Source organism: Paenibacillus sp. EC2-1 (assembly GCF_049311625.1).
Classification (GTDB): domain Bacteria; phylum Bacillota; class Bacilli; order Paenibacillales; family Paenibacillaceae; genus Paenibacillus_AQ.
Map to the genome: position 1 here is coordinate 4386089 of NZ_CP186006.1, position 20591 is coordinate 4406679.

25 protein-coding genes, 1 tRNA gene and 1 pseudogene are annotated in these 20591 nt (G+C 42.9%); 7 read left to right on the plus strand and 20 right to left on the minus strand.

Going from position 1 to position 20591, the window contains the following annotated elements:
• The first annotated feature begins 457 nt into the window (after positions 1-457).
• Positions 458-649, plus strand: a complete 192-nt coding sequence (locus ACK8P5_RS20435; protein WP_422658088.1) for a DUF3006 domain-containing protein — start codon at positions 458-460, stop codon at positions 647-649.
• A gap of 51 nt (positions 650-700) precedes the next feature.
• Here ACK8P5_RS20435 and ACK8P5_RS20440 read toward each other — a convergent pair.
• A pseudogene (locus tag ACK8P5_RS20440) lies at positions 701-880 on the minus strand (recombinase family protein); the annotation flags it as partial.
• 579 nt (positions 881-1459) lie between these two features.
• Here ACK8P5_RS20440 and ACK8P5_RS20445 point away from each other — a divergent pair.
• The 4 genes from ACK8P5_RS20445 to ACK8P5_RS20460 are packed head-to-tail and all read left to right on the plus strand — an operon-like array spanning position 1460 to position 2428.
• Positions 1460-1780 carry a hypothetical protein gene (locus tag ACK8P5_RS20445; protein WP_422658089.1) on the plus strand — a complete coding sequence of 107 codons (321 nt, stop codon included), beginning with the start codon at positions 1460-1462 and terminating at the stop codon, positions 1778-1780.
• Positions 1780-1908, plus strand: coding sequence for a hypothetical protein (locus ACK8P5_RS20450; protein WP_422658090.1), 129 nt, complete (start codon positions 1780-1782; stop codon positions 1906-1908). The genes ACK8P5_RS20445 and ACK8P5_RS20450 overlap by 1 nt, the downstream gene beginning before the upstream one ends.
• Before the next feature lie 9 nt (positions 1909-1917).
• Positions 1918-2016, plus strand: a complete 99-nt coding sequence (locus tag ACK8P5_RS20455; protein WP_422658091.1) for an IS3 family transposase — start codon at positions 1918-1920, stop codon at positions 2014-2016.
• A gap of 22 nt (positions 2017-2038) precedes the next feature.
• A complete protein-coding gene (locus tag ACK8P5_RS20460) occupies positions 2039-2428 on the plus strand; it encodes a DDE-type integrase/transposase/recombinase (protein ID WP_422658092.1) in 390 nt (129 codons plus the stop codon).
• 161 nt (positions 2429-2589) lie between these two features.
• Here the strand turns inward: ACK8P5_RS20460 and ACK8P5_RS20465 are convergent, their stop codons facing one another.
• The 12 genes from ACK8P5_RS20465 to ACK8P5_RS20520 all read right to left on the minus strand — a co-directional run bounded on the left by ACK8P5_RS20465 (position 2590) and on the right by ACK8P5_RS20520 (position 14252).
• Positions 2590-2946, minus strand: a complete 357-nt coding sequence (locus ACK8P5_RS20465) for a lipoprotein (protein WP_422658093.1) — start codon at positions 2944-2946, stop codon at positions 2590-2592.
• Positions 2947-2948: 2 nt separating this feature from the next.
• Entirely contained in the window at positions 2949-3356 is a 408-nt protein-coding gene (locus ACK8P5_RS20470) for a hypothetical protein (protein ID WP_422658094.1), read from the minus strand.
• Between the two features lie 283 nt (positions 3357-3639).
• Entirely contained in the window at positions 3640-5490 is a 1851-nt protein-coding gene (locus ACK8P5_RS20475) for a DUF6382 domain-containing protein (RefSeq protein WP_422658095.1), read from the minus strand.
• A gap of 12 nt (positions 5491-5502) precedes the next feature.
• The gene (locus tag ACK8P5_RS20480) at positions 5503-6015 is read right to left on the minus strand and encodes an A24 family peptidase (RefSeq protein WP_422658096.1); all 513 of its coding nucleotides are present in this window, start codon (positions 6013-6015) and stop codon (positions 5503-5505) included.
• A gap of 32 nt (positions 6016-6047) precedes the next feature.
• Positions 6048-7025, minus strand: coding sequence for a TadE/TadG family type IV pilus assembly protein (locus tag ACK8P5_RS20485; RefSeq protein ID WP_422658097.1), 978 nt, complete (start codon positions 7023-7025; stop codon positions 6048-6050).
• A gap of 13 nt (positions 7026-7038) precedes the next feature.
• Positions 7039-9267, minus strand: a complete 2229-nt coding sequence (locus ACK8P5_RS20490) for a hypothetical protein (protein WP_422658098.1) — start codon at positions 9265-9267, stop codon at positions 7039-7041.
• Positions 9264-9947, minus strand: a complete 684-nt coding sequence (locus ACK8P5_RS20495; protein WP_422658099.1) for a TadE/TadG family type IV pilus assembly protein — start codon at positions 9945-9947, stop codon at positions 9264-9266. Before ACK8P5_RS20495 ends, ACK8P5_RS20490 begins: the two co-directional genes overlap by 4 nt.
• A complete protein-coding gene (locus ACK8P5_RS20500) occupies positions 9931-10095 on the minus strand; it encodes a Flp1 family type IVb pilin (protein WP_422658100.1) in 165 nt (54 codons plus the stop codon). Before ACK8P5_RS20500 ends, ACK8P5_RS20495 begins: the two co-directional genes overlap by 17 nt.
• A 42-nt stretch (positions 10096-10137) precedes the next feature.
• Positions 10138-11010: a type II secretion system F family protein gene (locus ACK8P5_RS20505; protein ID WP_422658101.1), complete on the minus strand. Its 873-nt coding sequence runs from the start codon at positions 11008-11010 to the stop codon at positions 10138-10140.
• Positions 11011-11027: 17 nt separating this feature from the next.
• A complete protein-coding gene (locus ACK8P5_RS20510; protein ID WP_422658102.1) occupies positions 11028-11858 on the minus strand; it encodes a type II secretion system F family protein in 831 nt (276 codons plus the stop codon).
• Positions 11855-13102: a CpaF family protein gene (locus tag ACK8P5_RS20515; RefSeq protein ID WP_422658103.1), complete on the minus strand. Its 1248-nt coding sequence runs from the start codon at positions 13100-13102 to the stop codon at positions 11855-11857. The genes ACK8P5_RS20510 and ACK8P5_RS20515 overlap by 4 nt, the downstream gene beginning before the upstream one ends.
• Complete coding sequence (locus tag ACK8P5_RS20520; protein ID WP_422658104.1) at positions 13095-14252, minus strand: AAA family ATPase; 1158 nt, start codon at positions 14250-14252, stop codon at positions 13095-13097. Before ACK8P5_RS20520 ends, ACK8P5_RS20515 begins: the two co-directional genes overlap by 8 nt.
• A gap of 320 nt (positions 14253-14572) precedes the next feature.
• Between ACK8P5_RS20520 and ACK8P5_RS20525 the strand changes: the two genes are divergently transcribed.
• Complete coding sequence (locus ACK8P5_RS20525) at positions 14573-15424, plus strand: thermonuclease family protein (RefSeq protein ID WP_422658105.1); 852 nt, start codon at positions 14573-14575, stop codon at positions 15422-15424.
• Positions 15425-15464: 40 nt separating this feature from the next.
• Here ACK8P5_RS20525 and ACK8P5_RS20530 read toward each other — a convergent pair whose 3' ends face one another.
• The 6 genes from ACK8P5_RS20530 to ACK8P5_RS20555 form a co-directional block, all read right to left on the minus strand.
• Positions 15465-15884, minus strand: a complete 420-nt coding sequence (locus ACK8P5_RS20530) for a thiol-disulfide oxidoreductase DCC family protein (protein WP_422658106.1) — start codon at positions 15882-15884, stop codon at positions 15465-15467.
• A 133-nt stretch (positions 15885-16017) separates the two neighbouring features.
• Positions 16018-16296 carry a hypothetical protein gene (locus tag ACK8P5_RS20535; RefSeq protein WP_422658107.1) on the minus strand — a complete coding sequence of 93 codons (279 nt, stop codon included), beginning with the start codon at positions 16294-16296 and terminating at the stop codon, positions 16018-16020.
• 85 nt (positions 16297-16381) lie between these two features.
• Positions 16382-16624, minus strand: a complete 243-nt coding sequence (locus ACK8P5_RS20540) for a zinc ribbon domain-containing protein (RefSeq protein WP_422658108.1) — start codon at positions 16622-16624, stop codon at positions 16382-16384.
• A 245-nt stretch (positions 16625-16869) separates the two neighbouring features.
• Complete coding sequence (locus ACK8P5_RS20545) at positions 16870-17289, minus strand: organic hydroperoxide resistance protein (RefSeq protein ID WP_422658109.1); 420 nt, start codon at positions 17287-17289, stop codon at positions 16870-16872.
• Positions 17290-17479: 190 nt separating this feature from the next.
• Positions 17480-17562, minus strand: a tRNA-Leu gene (locus tag ACK8P5_RS20550).
• A 185-nt stretch (positions 17563-17747) separates the two neighbouring features.
• Positions 17748-18131 (minus strand): helix-turn-helix domain-containing protein, encoded by a 384-nt coding sequence (locus tag ACK8P5_RS20555; RefSeq protein WP_422658110.1) that lies wholly within the window; start codon positions 18129-18131, stop codon positions 17748-17750.
• 130 nt (positions 18132-18261) lie between these two features.
• On the opposite strand from ACK8P5_RS20555, the gene ACK8P5_RS20560 reads away from it, so the two are divergent.
• On the plus strand, positions 18262-18954 hold the full coding sequence (locus ACK8P5_RS20560; protein WP_422658111.1) for a hypothetical protein: 693 nt from the start codon (positions 18262-18264) through the stop codon (positions 18952-18954).
• Between the two features lie 113 nt (positions 18955-19067).
• Here the strand turns inward: ACK8P5_RS20560 and ACK8P5_RS20565 are convergent, their stop codons facing one another.
• Positions 19068-20582, minus strand: a complete 1515-nt coding sequence (locus ACK8P5_RS20565; protein ID WP_422658112.1) for an alpha/beta hydrolase — start codon at positions 20580-20582, stop codon at positions 19068-19070.
• Positions 20583-20591: the final 9 nt, after the last annotated feature.

Here is a 20591-nt window from a genome sequence, read left to right on the forward strand (position 1 = left end):
TCTAATTTCTCATAGTTAAACCCAAGCTGGGCGAACCTATCTCTAAACTATCTTCAATACATTTACTAATATTCATACATTTTCTCCTCTTAACGTAACGGTATTAGGCAATGGTATCCCATTAGGAAAATAATCAGCCGAATAGAAATCCTTTATTCCTTCTCAGATAGTTTGAGGTTCTAGCTTCACTTGAAATGCATTATCTTTCACACTGTAATCAAATCCTGTTTCTAATGTAGAAAGATATCCCCAAGCCCAGCAAAAAGTTCATTGAAGCTGTAAAGCCTAAGTATGCTGTAATTAGTGTAGGAAAGAACAGTTACGGTCATCCTAACTCAGGTATTTTATCACGACTTAAGAATATTGGAGCTACGGTAATGCGTACAGACCAAAATGGAACGTTGACCGCGATTAGTAATGGAACAAGAATTACATTCACTTCAACAAAGGGTTCTAAATGAGAAATGGCATTATAGATCGTTTTGAAGAAAACTTTGCTGTGGTTGAGATTAATGGGGTTACAGAAGATATTCCTAAAAAAGAACTACCGAATGACTGCAAGGTTGGCGATGTACTGATCTTTTATCAGAGTAAAATAACAATAGATACGAGAGAATCAATTATAGAAGAAAAGAAATTGATGATCTGATGGATGAACTATTTGAATAGCCAATAAGCAAAAGCCCTAGAAACTGTCTAGGGCTTTCTTCATGAAAGATTGATATTGTGGTCTGTCAAAGTTCTTGCCGCTCTGCTTATCTATGAATAGATCACGGTCATCAATACCGATAGACTTCATTGTTTCTAATTGTCTCGCTTCGTTCTGGTCTTTGGATGATACTCTTATGTACCCAAACTGTTTAACCTGTGCCGTGAACATACACCTCATCTCTCAATGTCTACCATTATTAGACTACGAACATGTCAAAAAACACACTTGTTTATTGACATGTTTCAAATCAATAAAATGATGTTTTGACACACTGATAAAGGCATTAAATTACCTATTCACTACTATTTCATAAAGTGTACCTTTTGACACATAATCCTCCACCCTCTTTAGCTGCTGTACAGGCAGGCATAATGACGTCAAGACTTAAGAACGAAAAGAGTAGATATATTCAAGTGTAAATCCCTCCATGAACAAACTACGAATTAGCGTTTAAGTATTCTATCATTCGCTTATTGGTAGGTTGAATTGGCGAATCGCTAACCTCACTTGATGAGTTCTTTATCCAGCTTTTTTAATTGGGTTGGAGCTTTCTTTCATCATGAGATTCCCACTACAAGGTCTAAATGTTATAGTGTTCCCTTTCATTCCACAATTCAATATGAATAAAAGAACTCTAGATGCAATAATAAACTTGGGACTGACCCCATAATGTGAGACAAATTAAAACACCTTCAAGAAAATTCAACCATGTCGTAAGATGGAGACAACCTTGGAGGTGTTTTTGCGTTGGCAACAAGAGTTAGCTATCCACTAGAAGTGAAGATGAAAGCCATTGAAATGAGATTGGCTGGCATTCCAGTGAAAGAAGTCATGGATCAACTGAATATACGCAATAAGACACAAGTGAAGACCTGGTTGAAATGGTACCGCAGTGGTGAGCTGAAACGGTTGGAGCAACCTGTCGGTAAACAGTACAGTTACGGTAAAGGGCCAGAATACGTCTCAGAGTTAGAGAAAGTGAAGGCAGAGAATAGGTTCTTGAGACAACAGGTAGATCTGCTAAAAAAGTTCAAGGAAATGGAAAGGAGGTATCTCCAAAAGTCGTAGTGGAATGGGTTGAGTCGATCCGAGAAGAGGTTAGTGTGACACAAGTGCGCAAATGGATTGGGGTTCCACGAGCAACCTACTATCGCTGGATAGCTAACTTAGAGAGTAAATACGAGACGATTTGGTAAAGCAAATTCATGAACTTAGTAAAACAACATAGATTTCGCTATGGATACCGAAAGATCACAGCGTTGCTTCGAAGAGAGTATAAGATTAATCACAAACGCGTAGTTTGAGGGTCTGCAGTGTCGTGTCAAAGTGAAGAAATGCAAGACTACAGGACAGCCAGCCTATATAGCAGAACATTTGCTGAAGCGTGAATTTAAAGCTAATGCACCCATGCAAAAACTCGTTACAGATATTACGTATCTGCCTTTTGGCGGAAGAATGTTGTACCTGTCGAGTATCTTGGACTTGTTTAATGGAGAGATTGTGGCATACAGTATAGCTGACAAGCAAGACACCGCATTTGTACTAGAAACGCTCAATCAATTACCATCTCTGCCGGGCGCCATACTCCATAGCGATCAAGGCAGCGTGTACACTTCCCAGGCTTATCAGGAAGCAGTAAAGGGAAAAGGCATTACCATGAGCATGTCCCGTAAGGGTACGCCCGCTGATAATGCCCCCATCGAATCGTTTCATTAAACCAGTCACCGATTCATTTTCGGCAACTGGCTGCTTAAACTTGCAAGGTGTTTTGATCCCTGTCTCATTAACAGGGGTCAGTCCCGGCTGTTTTCATTTTTCATTTTTGAACAAAAAGAAACCACATGGAGTTGCTTTACTCGCATGTGGCGACTTTAAATTTATTTCTTACTTAGAATTAATTCAATCTCATCCAATTCCTTTAATAATTGATCATGCAAGGTATTATTATTCGGGTCATCTTTGTCTTTGAAATTCGTTTTACCTAAAAAAGCCATGTAAACACTAAGTATCCTCTTTTTAATTCCCTCTTTATCCTCATCATAGGCCATTTCACTGAAATCATCTACAACTACCCTAACATCTTCAGAAAAACCGAACAGAGTTATACATTGCCGCAGAAGATCGACAATGTAAACTGCATCATCATTAAACTCAACGTTTGTGCTTTTTTCTCGATCCATTGAACACCCCGACAATAGTAGAATTATTGAAATCATTACCAGTATTTTATTCATAATTATCTTTTTCCTCTACCAGGTTTAAATTTTATATTGATCGTAGGTGGATAGCTATTATTAGCTTCAATATAATCTTCTGCTCGGCTAGTAATTAATGCATATACATCGTCTTCATGTTGCAAGTAGAACGAGTACCTTATTTTTCCCTGATCAAAGAATTGAATATCCATACGTAAATCCCCAACTACTTCTATCCCTAGTATATCCTCGTATTGCGCGCCGCGGGTAAGGTTGCTGTTTATTGAGGCATATTTATCTAATTGTGCTTCTGTAACTTCATAATAACCATCTCCAAAGCCAATAGGGGAATCTCTCCATGGTTTAACTTCCCACATCTGCCCATCGCCCGTTACAATATCGACATATAATGGGCGTTTGCGGTAATGGAGTGGTTCAGAAGAAAACATTGTGGTTAATGTAGAATCCTGATTTTCATATGTTTTACTGAATTGATTCCTTTTCTTAAGATAAAATGTTTTTTAGATCTCTGAGCATTCTGATTGCCTTAAACTTTAACCTACCTAAGTGAATTAAATGGAATAACCGAAAAAACAGGTCAAGTATTCTCATATAAGAATACTTAACCTGTTATAAACTTCGGTATTATGTTGATGAAGCTATGAATCTGATATTTACCATTACTTTATCTGATGAGCTAGATTCATAATAAAAAACCCATCAGAGTATGTACTATGCAGCACGAAACTTATACTTACCACCCGCAATCAAGAACGTATCTCCTTCTTCCAGGGGATACTCTTTATATGGAACCATCGGCTCCCCTTTTAGGATTGTCCCGTTCTTGGAGCCCAGATCTTTAATCTTAAAACCAGCTGTTCCCCGAGAAATCTCTACGTGCGCTCGTGAAGTTCCTACAATCTGAGAAACATACTGAGACACCTCAGCCGAACGGCCAATAATAAAGTGTGGCTGATGAAGTTCTACTCGTTCGCTTACACCATTGTCATCAATAATGACTTCCAGAAACGCGCTCGGCTGCGAAGGATATCTCCTCTCTCCCTCCTTAGTCATACCTGCCTTCCGTTCCAGAAGGACAGTTCCGGCATCACCTGAGGGGGACAGTATTTCTGTCCGCTGCGGCAATTGTTTATAATAATCTCCAGATGAAGTCTCTGATTCGCTGTCATCTGGCTGATACTCCGAACTTACGTTACTTCGCCGTTCTCCAAACTGAAATTCCTGATGAGCATGTAATGATGAGGGAACTTGTCGTTCCCAACGCCATTCTTCATGACCTGAGGATTCCTCATCCTGAGTCTTACCTTTCGCTTTGCTTCCGAACCATCCCGTCAATTTATCCGCTTGAAATCGAAATGATTTAGGCCTCTGCCTCCCTGATTCTTCAAGCTCAACCGAATCAAACATCGGCAAAAGTTCCGAATAATCATCATGTCCATCTGGTGACTTTCCGATCTTCCCTTGCCATCCCATCAGGGATACTCCTACAAGCACAATGGTACCAAAGATTGAAACGAACAGCATGACTTGACTAGGATTGTTCAAATAAAGGAATCTCCACATCGTTGCTGAACCCAGCAGACCACCTAAGAGCCAGTAGATTCGTACTGATGAGGTGTTCTTCTGTACATCTGAATCATCATCTAATGACAAATCCGGTTCTGGTTGCCCTCTGGCTGGGAGCATGGCTCTTGAAGATTCCTTCCCTCTGCTTTCCACAGCTACTGAACCCCGCCCTATAGGCTGTCTATCCTCATTTAAATGGTGCGCGCTACTAGAATTCAGATCAGTTAATGGATGGCCAGAGCGCGCTCCTCTTTCATATGTAAGGTTCGACCTACTTGTATGCATGTCGGAAGCCTTTTCCCTAGTAGTAGCTGGGTCTTCATCATCATTCGTAGGGTGGCTAAATTTAAAGATCGTGGAGTCTGACATCATAATCCGTGGTTCAGAGACATCAGATGGTTGTTCACCATGACCTCCTTCACCTGCCAGCAGATCAATTAGTATCTTTTTCAACCCAAGGAGATTAAAGCTCTCATCATTACAATACTGCATCAAGGTCTGCACTCCACTGCCTCTCAGCTCAGATACGTAAGATACAAGACGCATTACCAGTTCCTTGAATGAATGTCTTAATGCTTCTGATTCACGCTCGTACCTATCAAGCGGCACATAAGTCATATACAATTTATTCAGGTGAAGCGGTCCTTCAATGAACATGTATTCTTCATGCAAAATGTACTGTTCTGGTCGCAGCATATACATCGAACAATCATTCAACGCAGAAACAATCTGTAACAGCAGTCCATAAAATTCGGTCAGAGTTAGCTTCTCACCACGAAGTGCCTGGGATAACATGCGTTTACCTGTTATGTTGTACTGTAGCGTTACACTCAAATCCAGTTCTTTCGTATGCAAAGGTAAGAAACAAGGAATTCGCGAGGATCGGATCATGCCCAACTGCACCTGACTAAGATCATTGGACATCAGTCCCTCCTGTCGATCCAGAACCATAAAGGTCCCTCCCTGTTCTACAAAATCCCGAGTCAGCCCGAACAATTTCCATCCCTCCTACAAGTGATCGTTCATATAGGTTAAGATCGCACCGGGCAGAACAGCAATCATAAAGGGAAATCTTAAGTAGGCCTCTTTACTGTTATTCCACGGCATTAGGCTCTTAAATATAAATACTCCAGCTACATTCTCAGCCATTCTTCGTAATCTCTTGAAGATTTCACGGCGCCACAACAAAATGAGTATCCCAATTCCTCCTGCGAATAACACAGAATAAATGATGGCCTGAACTGTAAACCAAAGCCCGCACCACGCACCAATACCACCAAACAATTTAACATCGCCCGCACCGACCGCACCCATAAAATACATAATCAGTAATATAGAAAATCCGCCAACCATTCCTTTGGCTGAATAAGCCATACCTTCTAAGCCGTTAGTTGCTCCATGATAAATCACACCCACTAGCATCGTGGGTAGCGTTAGAAAATTCGGGATTTTCATAGAGCGCACATCGGTAATATATGCTGCTACTAAATATATTCCACATAATACATAAGCCAATTCCATTGCTAAATCTCCTTCTAACGGTGTTGTTACACCTACTGTCTTTCAACGACTGTAAACATCACTTCCAGACGCCCTCCATCTGCCGTCTCAATAATAAAAGGCCACGTACCCGGCGTTGTATTGAAACCTACATTCCATTCCCATTCGATGAATCCATTCTCATCGGCAGTCTTCCAACCTAAGTACTTGGCAGTACTCTGCCCACTTTTGTAATAGACTGATAATTGCGCATCCATTCCCGGTTCAACCTTAACCTTGACCGTAGCTTGTTTACTTGCGATAGCTGGATCTGGCTTTTCAAGCAACTCAATGCTACTATGATCCCCTTCATCCCCGTTAGATCCGCCGTCTCCTCCTTCACCCGTATCTCCAATCCATAATCGTTCCTGTGCTTTCGCTTGAAGCACGATCTTTTTGTTCATAAATGGAACACGAACAGGCAGCTCATAACTAAGTTCAATGCCGAAGTAAGGACTCTCCCCACTCTTTAGATTGGGAATGGAAACGTTCGATACGTGAATTCTGTCGTACTCAAGTAAGCGCTCAGGCATAAATGGCTTCAAGATCGGCTTAATCACAGGATCTAGAACCGCTTCAGCCACCTCGTTTCTCAGCTGCCCCAATGGTTCTTCGCCCTTAGCCGCTGCTTCCATGATCCACTCATTAAGTGGCGAAGGCAGAGATGAGTTATACGTTGAGGCCCAGTCCTGAAGCGATAATTTGGGTATTTCCCAATGTGACGTTTGGTTCTCATCATTCGTATCCCCACTGCCCTCGGCACCTTGATTTTGATTTATAGCTAGGGATACAGGATAGATATGAGATGTTACCGTCTTGACAGCATCGGCGACCGTACTCTGGAGTGCTGTGGAAATCAGTGTCATTTGGACGATATAAATAAGGAAGATGACAAAAAACATGAACATGGGCAGTACAATGGATGCCTCGACCACCATGCTGCCTAGTTCGGATTGTGAGGTTCTTCGCCTCCTGCTCCACTTCATACGCATGATCAATTAACTCCTAATAGGAAAAATCAGCTCTACGAGTAATTAGGTAGCGATTTCCCTCCACCTGATCCGTACCGTCCCCAATAATGGTACCAATAGCCTTGGAGATTCCAGGCAAGAACCACAGCCGTATCCCTGTGACAATTTCACTGGATGCATAGGTCCCCCTATCGGCAGGGTTTACTCCCGTATTGAGCCGGATTAAAGCTAACATCCGAGACAACTTCTTATCGTTATTACTATGGATAAATAAAAACATTCGTAAATGATCTCTATATGTAATTTCCACAGGTACGTATTTGGAGAGTTGGATGGAGCCCTTTTGACAGAGATGGAGCATATCCAGAATGGCCTGCTCAATACCATACAAAATAGCAGCTGCCAAGATAAGCAATGGATTCCCCATCTTGCTATTGACTACAAAGCCTTCCATCGTTCGTATAGCAAGCCTAGAAGCAAATATTTCGCCATAGGCAGCTGCAATATTTCCTGCAGGATGATGAAATCCATAAAGTATGTATTCAACCTCCTGCTTACTTACAGCAAACTCATCACTTAAATCCTTCACCGAGCCAGGATCCTTCACAACCTTCTCTAACTGGGTAATATCAAAATGCTGAAAATAATGAACAGCATATTCATTCTGAAAAAGCTCATCTCGAATACCAGTAAGAACATTCCCCATCGAGCCGTAAGCATTGTCCATATCATTCATTGAGGATTTCCCAGCTTCGTAAGGATCTCTCTCCCTCGCTGTTCTTTTACTAACACTTGGTTGTTCATTGTTAAACGCAACACTATCATCATAGTAACGCTGGAGCTCACGGAATTGATCCAGAATCTCTTGATTCTGAGTATTTGATCCGCTTATGGCATCGATGACTTTGTAAGCTTCCTTCAGCTTCATCTGCGCCTTCTTCTCCGTCTCTTTCCGCTCCTTGTCAGAGGAACGAAACTGCTCTAACATGGCCAGCTCACGTTCTGGAATGTTCTCACTCCCAGATACTCCATATTTCCTAAGATAATCCTGGGTCGAACTGCTTGCACGGAGAGTAGTCCCCTTCATCCCTGATCCGCCCATAGAAGACAGAAGACTTGCGATCCGCTCATTCACTTGCCCCCATCGGGTTTGTTGAATAGCAATTTCATTCTTAAGTCCATTCAGTAGCTCATCCGTATGGATGAGCTTTTCAGCTTGTCCACGTATCGCCTGAATCATCTCCGCATCCCCGGCACTTGAATTGTCCGCCCCTGGAGAATGATTATTGGTTACTTGATCATACCCTTCAGTCTCAGAGCGAGCTTCCGCATCCTTGATGACCTGCTTCATTTCTTCATTAATGGATCGCGCTTCTTCCAGCCGTTCATCGGCTTCCTTAAGCAATTTATCCTGTTCTTTCTGCAGCTTCCCTGATTTGCTTGCTAGATCCGAAGACACAGAAGAAACATCCCTTAGATATGAAGCGATTAGAAACGTATACAACTTCTCTTCATCTGATGCGCGTGATGCATCTTCTTGAGATTTAAGTAAGTAATCGTTATACTGTGCAGCTGCGTCTGCCGCTGTATGAACAGCGCCACCTAACGAATCATCCGTGATGCTTGTTCCCGGTGGATGCATGATTAGTTTAGATAAAGATTCTACACTCTTCCCCGCTTTACGCTGCTTCTCAAGCATGTCATCCAGCGCTTCCTCCCGTTTGTCATATAGCTTTCGCAGCTTTTTCAAAACATCTACAGCATTCGAAGCTTCTTTCATAGATTGAGATAGCGGTTTATACTTATTGACGAGCTCTAGTGTAAAATCAATAGGCGCTTTGTACTTCATATCTTCACTAATCTGACGATTGAAAATATCATATTTACCGAGAGGATGCTGAATTGAAAGACCTGAGCTATCAAGCTCCAGGGGAAGAAGACGAAAGGCGTCACCTCTTTCTCCTGGGCTCAAGCTGTCTTTCAGCATTTTGCCCATAATATAGTCCCCGCTGCTCTCACCGTAAGCAAACATTCCATATTCCTGTTGAAGCTGCGGATCATACGAGGACATAACTGACCTTACGGCAGCGCGGACAAGCCGCTCACTCTGGACCTTCATGGCTGCTACGCGTGCATAATCGATAAATACTGCCACGAATATAAACACCATGGATAATGCGATAATTAAAAATATAGAGACTGCTCCATCAGAGGAACCCCTGAGCCCACCCCATCCCTTTCTACCACCTCGCTTTATGGTCATCGACGACCTCCATACATCTGCAGTACCTCGGAAGCCGCCCCAGCATCAGTGCGACCTTCACCTGTGCCCTTGAACTTAGACCCATAGTAGCGCATGAGCTCAACGGTTCGGATAAACTCTACCGGATCAACAATATTCGAGTTAGATCGAACTTTAAGTTCTGTTCCACCTGACATCACCTTATCTAACGGAGAGATCGATATTGGCCAAGCTAATTCTGTACTCACTTTACGTAGTAACACCTTATTGTCATATTTCATTTCACCCTCCATTCCATTCGGTATGGAAGCCGCCCCTTTAGTCATTTTTATATCGGTTAGTTCACCACCCTGTGTCCCTCCAGGAATTGGAATGGTCCGTGCAGAGGTATCGCTTCCTAAACGAAATAAAGAAGATAACAACTGATCCTCTGTAAGTCTCCAATAGAGTGGATCGTACTGCCCTTCTGGCAACTCTCCACCAGCTACATCTTTATGACTGTTATCCCATATGAAAGCTGAACGTTCCGAAGCAGCAGATGAGGCCTGTACAAGAAAGGATCTTTGATATACATACAAACATAGAAAGAGAAGTAGCGCCGTTACCAACAATACGATCGGTAGAACAAACGATGCTTCAATCGTGAAATTCCCGTCATTGTTCTTCGAGAACCAAAGCTTAATCCTATTTAATGAATTCATCAGATTTAGAGTTAATCGTACTAAACAATCTTTTTACCAGCTTGAGCAGCTCGTCTTTAAAGAAGAGGGCAATAATCAAAATGACTACGATAATCAGAATCATCTCAAGCGTCCCAATTCCATCCTCTTCCCTCCAAAAAGAACTCATCCCACTGCGAAGAATAGACAACATACGAATCACCAATCCCTTCTACATATTCATCATCATTAATGCAGGCGCACCGACCAATACAATTACAATCATAAAAATAACGACCATCGGAAATATCAATTTCGATGAAGCCTGTTCTCCTCTTGTGCGTGCAATAGCCTTACGCTTCTCCCACAGTACTCGTGACAAGTCTCGGAGTGCGACAACAAAGTCATTCCCTCCACGCCGGAAATTCAGCAGTACTGTCGTTGTAAAGATCGATACTTCTTGAATCGCGCAACGTTTGCTGAATTGCTCAAATGCCTGCTGAAAAGAATGTCCGCTCTCCCAATCACCAATCATTTTTCGAAGCTCAACATATAAAGGATGTTTGTCCTCTGATTTACGTTCCACACAATGAACAATTGCCTTCTGAACATTCTCCCCAGCCCCCACCAGCAGGATCATCTTGTTCAACATCTCCGGAAGCTCCATGACAATATCTTGATCTCGAATCAGTGCTTTCTTACTAAGATCCTTCACCATTGAAGCTGGAAGAAGAACGCTTAGGAGAACCCCTCCCCATATACCTACTGGATCACCCGTACTCATGGACCACAAACATCCTCCAATCAGAACTAACCAGCTGTATGCAAGACAGTCAGCCATAAAAATCAGGCTCATCTCCGCGCTATGACGAAGACCATAAATCTTCTGTACTGACCTTTGTATCCGGAAAAAGAGAATGGGCGCCCGGGTAGATACCCTGGTCGTTTCCAGAATGTACAGAAATGGAGGTGTTAACTTCCTTAGCCGAAGCCCTTCCATAGAAATCCTACTAAAGTGCCGATATCGCCCTCCACATTTTTGATTCAGCACCACCCATCCACCCAATAACAGAATCAGTAGAGCACCGCATACCCACACTATCATTACCGAAGGTCACCTCCTCACACCTTAATGTCCATCATCTTCGTAATCCACCAGAAGCAGCCCCCAAGCGCGAAGAGTGCAAATGTAGAAATGACCAATCCTGCGGCGGAGTTATGCATAGATTCCATGTAATCCGCTGATGTCATATTCATAAATAACAGCAGCAGAAATGGAGATATGAGCAATGCCTTCGACTCAAATTTCTTTTGGGCAATCATGACTGATATTTCCTGCTGAATATCCAATTTCTCACCAATAACAGTAGATGTACGGCGTATCACCTCGACCAAGTCACCTCCATTCCTTTTGCATGTTGTGAATACATCCGCAAAATTCGTAATATCCTCCAGTCCTGCTCTTCGAGCAAAATCTTGAAGCGCTGCTTCAATCGGTTCTCCGAACTCTAGCCTTGATACAATGACTCTTAATTCAAATATCAGATCGTTTTGGGCTCCAGGATCAAGCATCAGCAGATCATCTACAGCATCACGAAAGCTATTCTCAACTGATCGTCCTGCCGACAGCGAAGATGACAAGGAGTAAAGCGCCTGCTTAAAGTGAAGATTCAGCGTCGCTCTTCTCCTGTTAAGCAAATGCTCTCGCCAGAACCTTGGAACGATAAATCCACCAAATGCAAAAAGGAAGGACAGAACTGCATTCTGATAAAACAGATATCCCATCATGTAGAACAAAACGCCTCCAAAAACCACACACCACAGACGCTGACCTCTCGAAAGAATGTATACTCTATAATCCGGAAGTTTGTTACTGCGCAAATTAGAGACTGGCTGCGCTTGTTTACCTTCATTCGTTACCAAAGACTTTCTCATCTGGCCTGCTGTTCTCATCTCACCACTCCTATATGTTGAAGCGGCCAAGAAGTAATTCCCGCCATACCTAGCTTGTCTACGTTCATCAAAGGGTTACCGCATGATTCAAGCTCTCCGGTTACGCGCCCCTCTGCTTCGCCAGTTTCACGGAAGCGATATAGTGGATTAATCATCACTTGATCCCCATCCATTCCTAAGACTTCACTGATTTCGGTGATGCGGCGAGAGCGATCTCGAAGCCTTGAAAGATGTACAAAAATATCAATTGCGGAGCTAATCTGCTGACGTACGACACTAACTGGCAGATCAGCACCACTAAGCACCATTGTCTCTAAGCGGCTAATCATATCTTGCGTGCTGTTACTATGCCCAGTGGATAAGCTTCCATCATGCCCGGTATTCATTGCCTGCAGCATATCGATCGCTTCACCGCCCCGCACCTCTCCAACAACAATCCGGTTAGGCCTCATTCGAAGAGAAGAACGAATCAGATCACGAATGGATACTTCACCGCGTCCTTCGGTATTCGCATTCCTCGTCTCCAGTGATACGAGATTAGGCACGGTTACAATCTTCAGTTCAGCAGAATCCTCTATAGTAATGACTCTCTCATCAGCAGGGATGAACTGGGACAATGCATTAAGGAAGGTTGTTTTCCCCGATCCCGTCCCCCCGCTAATAAAAATGTTGTACTTCCCAATCACAAATGTTCGTAATAAATCAGCCGTTTCTTGACTCAGGGCTCCTCTGGATACTAGATCCTCCATCGTCATAGGGGTTTCCGGGAATTTCCGAATCGTCATCGTAGGTCCTTTCAGAGCGATAGGTGGCAACACGATGTTTACCCGAGAACCGTCTTTCAAACGGGCATCCACAATCGGTGAAGATTCGTTCACGACCCGGTTCACCGTTCCTACAATCGTCTGAATAATATCCTCCAGCCTACGCTGGGACTCGAATTGAACCTGAAGACGCTTCACTTCACCTTCTTGTTCAATGAACACATCCTTATGACTATTGATCATGATCTCAGTAATCGCGGGATTATCCACTAAAGGCTGAAGCACATCCAATCCACGAAAAGCATCATAAACTCTGCGTACCAAAGTGCGCCTTGCCGAAGCTGTCAGATCCGTTAGTTCAGGCCGCGCCCATACGATCTCTTCGATATATTGCATCAACTCACGATTACCAATGGCAGCCGTAACATCCAGACCCGCCCTTACCTCATTTCGTATAGAGATAAAAACCTCCTCATCCATACGCAATTCCTCCACTGCGCTCCATGTTCATCTGACCCTGTCCCCCGAGAAGCTCATTGCAAAGCTTCAATATATCCCGCTGAAAAATAGGTGAGCACAGTAGCAATTCCTCCTGCTGCACCTGCTTCCAAGAAGGAATATAAGGCAGCATTCCGTCCACCCTCATATCCTTACGCGGTAGTGGATTAGCCAGACTACCTGTAAACCGGTTAACAATGTATTTGCTTTTGGCTACGATCTGACCATATAAGTCAGGTTTCTCTTTCTCCAGATATTCAAGCCATATGCCGGTCTTATACATGCTGATGAGATCATCAAGCAGAACCCATAACAGAAGAGTACATTTCTTCATCACAGCATGAAGCCGTTCCTCACTATGATTATCCGTATCTATAACAACCACGTCGTATTGACCGCTTTTCGCGATCAGATCAATCAGTATCTTCACATCACCTGATGTCATCTCGAATACTTCCTTCAGATGATGATTCGGTTCAAATACATCACATTTCAGACCATCATGACGAATCACGTATGGTGCAAGAGATATGTCCGCTTGTTCTTTCGATTCCTGAGAAGATTTGATCTCGTAGAGTAGTCTAGAGAAATTAGATTCTGCCGCTCTTCTCTTACCACTCGGAAATAAGCTAAGCGAATTCATCGTCTCCAAATTCAAATAAAAAACCTTCTTACTAAGAACGCCGAGCTGTCTTGCGATATTAATAGACATGGTCGTTCTCCCGCTCCCTCCAAGAACTGAAGCCATACAAATAATCAGCGCATCGCCGGAAAGAGAATCATTCTTGCCTACACGATTCCCCTTGATATGACCCATCCATAGGTTAAGAAGCTGAGGTAGCGGCTGATATTTGGCAGTTATGAGTCCATCACCATGAAGATCAGGCACATCTCCTCCTTCACTCAGAACAATCCACGGTACAGATGACTTCTCTTCAGACAACCAAGATATAAGCATCTCGGGCTCACCCACAATAAGATCGGGTAATTCCCGATATTTACGCAAGGCATCGATTTGAGTAAAAGCCGTTACCTGCATCCGCTCCACAAACTCACTGCCATGAATGTATTGAAGTAATGGTTCGACATAACTCGAGTCCTGAACAGCCAGTATGACCCTGACCGGTTGCATGTTAAGACAACCCTTCTTTCGTAAAGACAACGCAAAAAAGCACCATTCAAGCCGCTTACAAGCGGTCATTGAACGGTGCTTCCGTTGTCTTGTTATAATTTTACATAAGAATATCATAACTTGCTGTATGCCAGCAAGCTAATTTTTTTATAATCATATATAACTACTCCTCCATCCTCTTGCTAAAAAGATGAAATACCTTCATAATGAATTCGGCAGGAACAGACGTTCCTAGAAGGAATCGCTCTATATTACGTCATCCTATATAGCAGCTCCTACAGTCATAATAAACAGCATCTTAGCCAGGAGAGTGACAACTTATGAAACGACGAATCTTACCCATTCTAATTGCCGGCCTACTCTTGTTATCAGGTTGCAGTGATTCAGGAATCACGCAGGATTTAGGTGTGGGTGCTCCTTCAGAGCAAACCGGTAATACAACCACACAGCCAAACACCTCTAAACCTACGAACTCAAATACGAATAAGAAATATCCTACGGATGATCTCAACATAAAAAGAGTCCCTGTTACACTCGTGAAAGCTGTGGATGGAGATACAATCAGCGTGAAATACGAAGGAAAGACAGAAAAGGTACGCTTTCTACTCGTAGACACACCAGAAACGAGCCACCCTCGTCTTGGTGTACAGCCGTTCGGTCCAGAAGCTAAAGCATTCACGAAAGATATTGTAGAAAAGGCGAAGAAGCTTGAGCTCGAGTTCGATATCGGACCCAACCGTGATAAATACTCCCGATTACTCGCATACGTATATGCCGATGGCAAAATGGTTCAAGAGCTTCTTCTCGAACAGGGTCTAGCCCGTGTAGCCTACATCTATCAGCCCAATGTAAGATATGTTGATAAATTCAATGATTTACAAAAGATCAGCCGCAAGAAGGCTCTCGGGATCTGGAGTATTGAGAATTACGCGCAGAATGACGGTTTTCATGCCGAAGAAGTGAAAGACGAAAGCAGTTCAGCTGATAATACAACCTCCAAGACAAATACGGACAAACCCAAGAATGCGTGCAATATTAAAGGTAACATCAATTCCAAGGGTGAGAAAATATATCATACTCCTGATTCCCCATACTACGACAAAACCAAGCAAGAACAATGGTTCTGTAGTGAAGCCGAAGCCAAACAAGCTGGATTTCGTGCTCCAAGGTAATTAAGTATACTTCCAACAATATACTCTTAAGCCCCAGTATCTATAAGAACCGACGCCGGATTTCCGGTGTCGGGATCATGCATTCATCATCTTTTCCGAACCAGCGATACCGATTCTTTGCTACCCAGTTATAAATGACATTACGAAGCCCACGTGGCACGATAATAAATCCGTACAGCAGTGGCCATGGGAATGGCAGGCGGCGGGCAATCTTAAGAGCAGCTGCTGATTGGGTATAATAGGAACCTTTCTCTACAACAACGACTGTCTCCATTAAATTCTCTGGTAATCCCCCTCGCCGAAGCATCTCCTGTCCAATCTCAGATTGAAGTGAAGCGAATCGAAAAACACCTTTCGGATCCCTTTTTATAATAAATTTGGTGAGCCCCTGACACATATGACATACACCATCAATCAGTACAATAACATGATCTTCAGTACTTTCATTAGGTCTACTCATTCAAATCGCCCCCAAGCGTTAGGTTATGACCTCTCCCTTACTTTAAACATCATATCCTTCGTGAATCCCGTTTCCTATATATAAGAAAAAAACGCAGGAGAATTTCTCCCGCGCTCTATCGTACCATGTTCAATTACTCTGCAACTGCTTTGCTCAGCCATTCGCCATCTTTCATCTGCTGGTCAAGTTCAGTGGAGAACTTCTCCATACATTTGCAAATGAAATCTTTACGGCACACCGGACATGGTGTTTTTCCAAGTCGGCTCACATTAGTCATTTTCCATTCCGGAAAACGGTTGTAGAATACACGGCATTTTGTTCCATCAGCTAGGCTGACAATGAACTCATAAAGCCCATCTTTATCGTTGCTTCCGGCTTTAATTACGTTGGAAATTTGCGGTCTGTATGACACATGCATCACCCATTTATTTAAATTTCTTCTTAATTACCTTGTACTTTCTGGTACTTAGACATAATAAAGATTTTTAAGGGTGATGTCAACCAAAGAACACATCCAGTATCGAGCCGAGCTGTCCACGTTTCTTCCCTTCTAAGATATCTGGATTAAATACTTCTACATATCCGCAATTCGTACAGGAGACAAACAGGAAGTGATTATGCTGGATATCAAACATTTTGCTCAACCCTGAACCAGACATAGACACTTCCTTCGTCTGACAATGGGTTCCCCCACACTTAGAGCACACGAACCGTTCCTCGATCATTTCTTCTATACGCATTGTTAATTTCCCCTTTCAATAACTGACCATATAAGTATCTACGGACCATAGGGCCATCACGTCGCATAATCAAAAAAACAACCGATTCATAGGAGGCTGATACTTTCTAACTGCAAGAATCATTCATCAATAAAAGAAGAAGCCGCCCATATAGTAGATAGATCTACTGATTTGGACAGCCTCTTTAGGAATTCGCGTCTCTAATATGCTCAGGCAACATTAGCCTAACCATATCGTTGAATGGCTTAAACTACATTTAACTCCACATCAATATTGCCCCGAGTCGCTTTAGAATACGGGCAGAAAGCATGAGCCTTCTTAGCCAGATCCTCCGCTTGACTCCGTTCAATGCCAGGCATCGATATATTCATCTTCACAGCGAGCTTAAAGCCGTCTGCACCTTCATCTTTACCAATCATGACTTGGGAATGGATCTCTACATCCTTAAGCTCTACGCCTTCTTTACGTGCGATATTCGCCAAGGCACTTTCATAACAAGCGCCATAGCCTGCTGCGAATAGTTGCTCTGGATTGGTTCCTTCACCACCAGAACCACCTAATTCCTTAGGCATGCTTAAGCTGTGCTTCAAAACTCCATCAGACGATTCGACCGCACCTGTCCGGCCTCCGGTTACTTTTACATCTGCTGTGTATAATGGTTGCATACTCGATCATCTCCTCTGTCTGATTTAACGTTCTCTATAATCACTTAAACTTATGAGCAAAATTGAAACGGATTAATTTCCGATAAAGATGAACGTGTTTATCAGCTCCGATATATTTATGGGATAAAATGAATAGACAAAAAAAAGAACAACCTCTTGCTAAGCAAGAGGTTGTTCTTCTGGTTTATGATGCGGTAGAGAGGACTCGAACCTCCACGGGTATACACCCACTACCCCCTCAAGATAGCGTGTCTGCCATTCCACCACTACCGCATATATAAGGGAATGTTCCGAAAGAGAACATTACTTATTATATCGCTCTCTTACTAAGAAGTAAAGTGGAAATTCACATGCAGCCACTCCCCTAATCCGATGCCGCTATGGTGGAACCCATTCACACTGTCGGTCTCAAAGCAAGGCACCATAAACCATACCCACGTTCCTTCACTAATACATTCTTACTTGCTTGATTCCTCTCCAGCACTTTTACGTCTCTTTTTTCTGTATTTAGCAAACTCTAAATATTCTCTTATAAAATGCTTCTCATCATCTGTAAGGTTTGAAACCTGAAGTCGTCCCTCGCCTTGTGCACTATGGGCCCCATAGATTTCTCGAACTTCCATTATACCTGGGGAGGGAGATCCCTTACCGACTATGAGCCAGTCCAGACTAACCTCAAAATAGCCTGCAATCTCAATCAGTTTATTTGTGCTTGGGGTTGTCTTTCCTCTCTTCCAATCACCAAAATTTCCTGTGCTGATCCCGAGGGTTTCACAAAAAGCTTTCTTAGTCATACCCCGGCTTTCAATTAGATGTTCGATTCGTTGGTAAATAGACTGCATGAAACAACCGCCTTCCCCAATCCTGTAAGAAAATAAATACGTATGTACGCTATCAAACCCTTGTAAAATGACTTATGTAAGTGTATAATGAAAGGAAGCGTATCTAAATTATACCATTTTTATCAGCTTCTTGTCTCATACCATAAGTCTCTATAACGGGGGAGCGAGTCCTTTGCCTGAATTCTCTTCTACACCTTGGTGCTACGCTGTCCACTCCTTAAATTCTGGACTGATGATCATCCGTCCGGACGGCAAGATAGACCAAATTAATGATTCACTAAGAATGATGTTCTCAAAGTATGGTGCCTCTCCCCAATTTGATTGGCAAGGGGTCTCTTTTTTTGAACTACCCCCAGCCGTATTCGGAAGATCCTCCTATGAGGATTTTTTTGAAGCCGTCTACTTGCCTTCGGTTCGGGACGTTCTATTAGGCAACCATAATTATTATTCGGCAGAGTATGCGATAGACGTAACAGGTAAGACCGTCTGGATTCTGTGTGAAGCGCGTACTCTTGTAACCGATACAGAGAATACCTCCCAAGGAATCGTTGTATCATTTACGAACATAACTCGCTATAAACAGCGCGAAATCCGGCTTGAACATGCGCTATCACATTCATGCTCTATCCACGGTCATGTTCCAATCTGTGCTGTATGTAAACATGTAAGGGAAGGCGAAGAATGGGAGCCGGTAGAGAGCTTCTTGGAAAGCCGTACCTCCATGGAATTCACACACGATATTTGTCCTAGTTGTATTCGTAGACTATACCCTAAATACTCATCTGTCCTAGATGAACCACGCAACTCAAGTGAAGTAGATTAATATACGTCAAATAGCCTTAGTTCAGTATTCTAACATTTGAACTAAGGCTATTTATATAGCATTTTATTCCTACATAATTATTTCGTAATAAACCGGAGGATTGGACTAATGATTCAAGGTAGAAGTGATACATGCCCTTCACCGTGAACTTCACATAGAGTGAATTGTATTTCTTGGCTATCAGCTTTAAGCGTTTCATACAACGCTTTCGCATCTTTCACCATAGATGCCTTCTCTTCGCTTCCAATACCAATAAATAACTCCACGTCATGGTCTATCTTGTCTATCTGTTCCCTACGCTCATCCCATATCTGATAAAGAATATGATTCTTCCACCAGATCGATGGACTTGCCGCAATATATCGCCCAAATGAATTAGGACGTGTAAACAAAGTATACAAAACGAAAAATCCGCCGAGTGAATGCCCGTACAACGCCTGCTTGGAACGATCTATCAAATAGTTCGCTTCTATCTCAAGCTTCAACTCTTCTTCAATGAAATTAAGAAAGTCCTCTGCACCGCCAGTTTCTGGCCACGTGGAGCCATCAGGTCGAGTCGGCAACTCTGCATCATCTGCTTGCACCGTATAATCATAAAAACGCTCTTTCGTTACGATAGGGTCCTTAGAATCATAGCCTATGCCAACGATAACAGCCGGTGATATGCCATGAGGACGCCTCGATTGCAGCCGGATGGACTCAGCAATTGTACCAAACGAAGCATTCGCATCCAGCATGTATAAGACTGGGTATCCTTCCTCGGGTGGTGGACCTACAGGCTCGGCAATGAAAATCTGATAGGAACGCCCAGTTTTCTTCGACTTCATTTTCCATTTACAGGTGCCTGAAATACTAAATTCTCGGTCAACCTTTTCATGATCATGGACCTGAGAATGATGGTTAAACAACCATTTAAGCGCCTCTGGGAATTGTTTCACCATAAAGACATCGTCGTGTGTTCCTTCAGGCACGCATGTCAATTGCAGCGAATCTTTCGGAAAACCTTTAAGGGTGAACAGACGAGCTGCTTCTTGTGTAAATGGCACCATATTCTTCTGTATATTTTGTTTATATATTCCTTCACACAGCCCAACGGACATATAGATGCGCAGATCCTTATCTAAGCCTTTCTCCTGACGAATATAATCCATGAGCCCTTCATACCAGAAGGACGTTGATAACAGACCTAATCGTCCAAACACTTCTGGTCGCCAGTATCCTGCAAATAAAGAAATTAATCCGCCGAATGACCCACCGATCATCGCAGTAAACTCAGCTTCTTTTTTCGTTCGGTAGTGATCATCAATATAAGGCTTGAGTACATTTGCAATCTCATCCACATATTCCTTACCTTTACCACCAAAAGGAGCCTTATTCGGAATTAGTGATGCAGCCGGCCATGGGGTATATTCATCGTTTCGGATATCGGTCGTAACCCCAACGAGAATGATCTCCTGTAAGTCGCCCTTGGCGAACAAATGCTCTAAATAATTCGAACATTCCGTAAACAGAAAACCACCATCCTGAACGTATGCTACTGGGTAATACTTATCGGTATTTTCATACGAAGGCGGCAGATAAACGACTAGCTCTCTCTGTCCCACGGTTAGATCATGAAATGAATTCATTGCACTCCT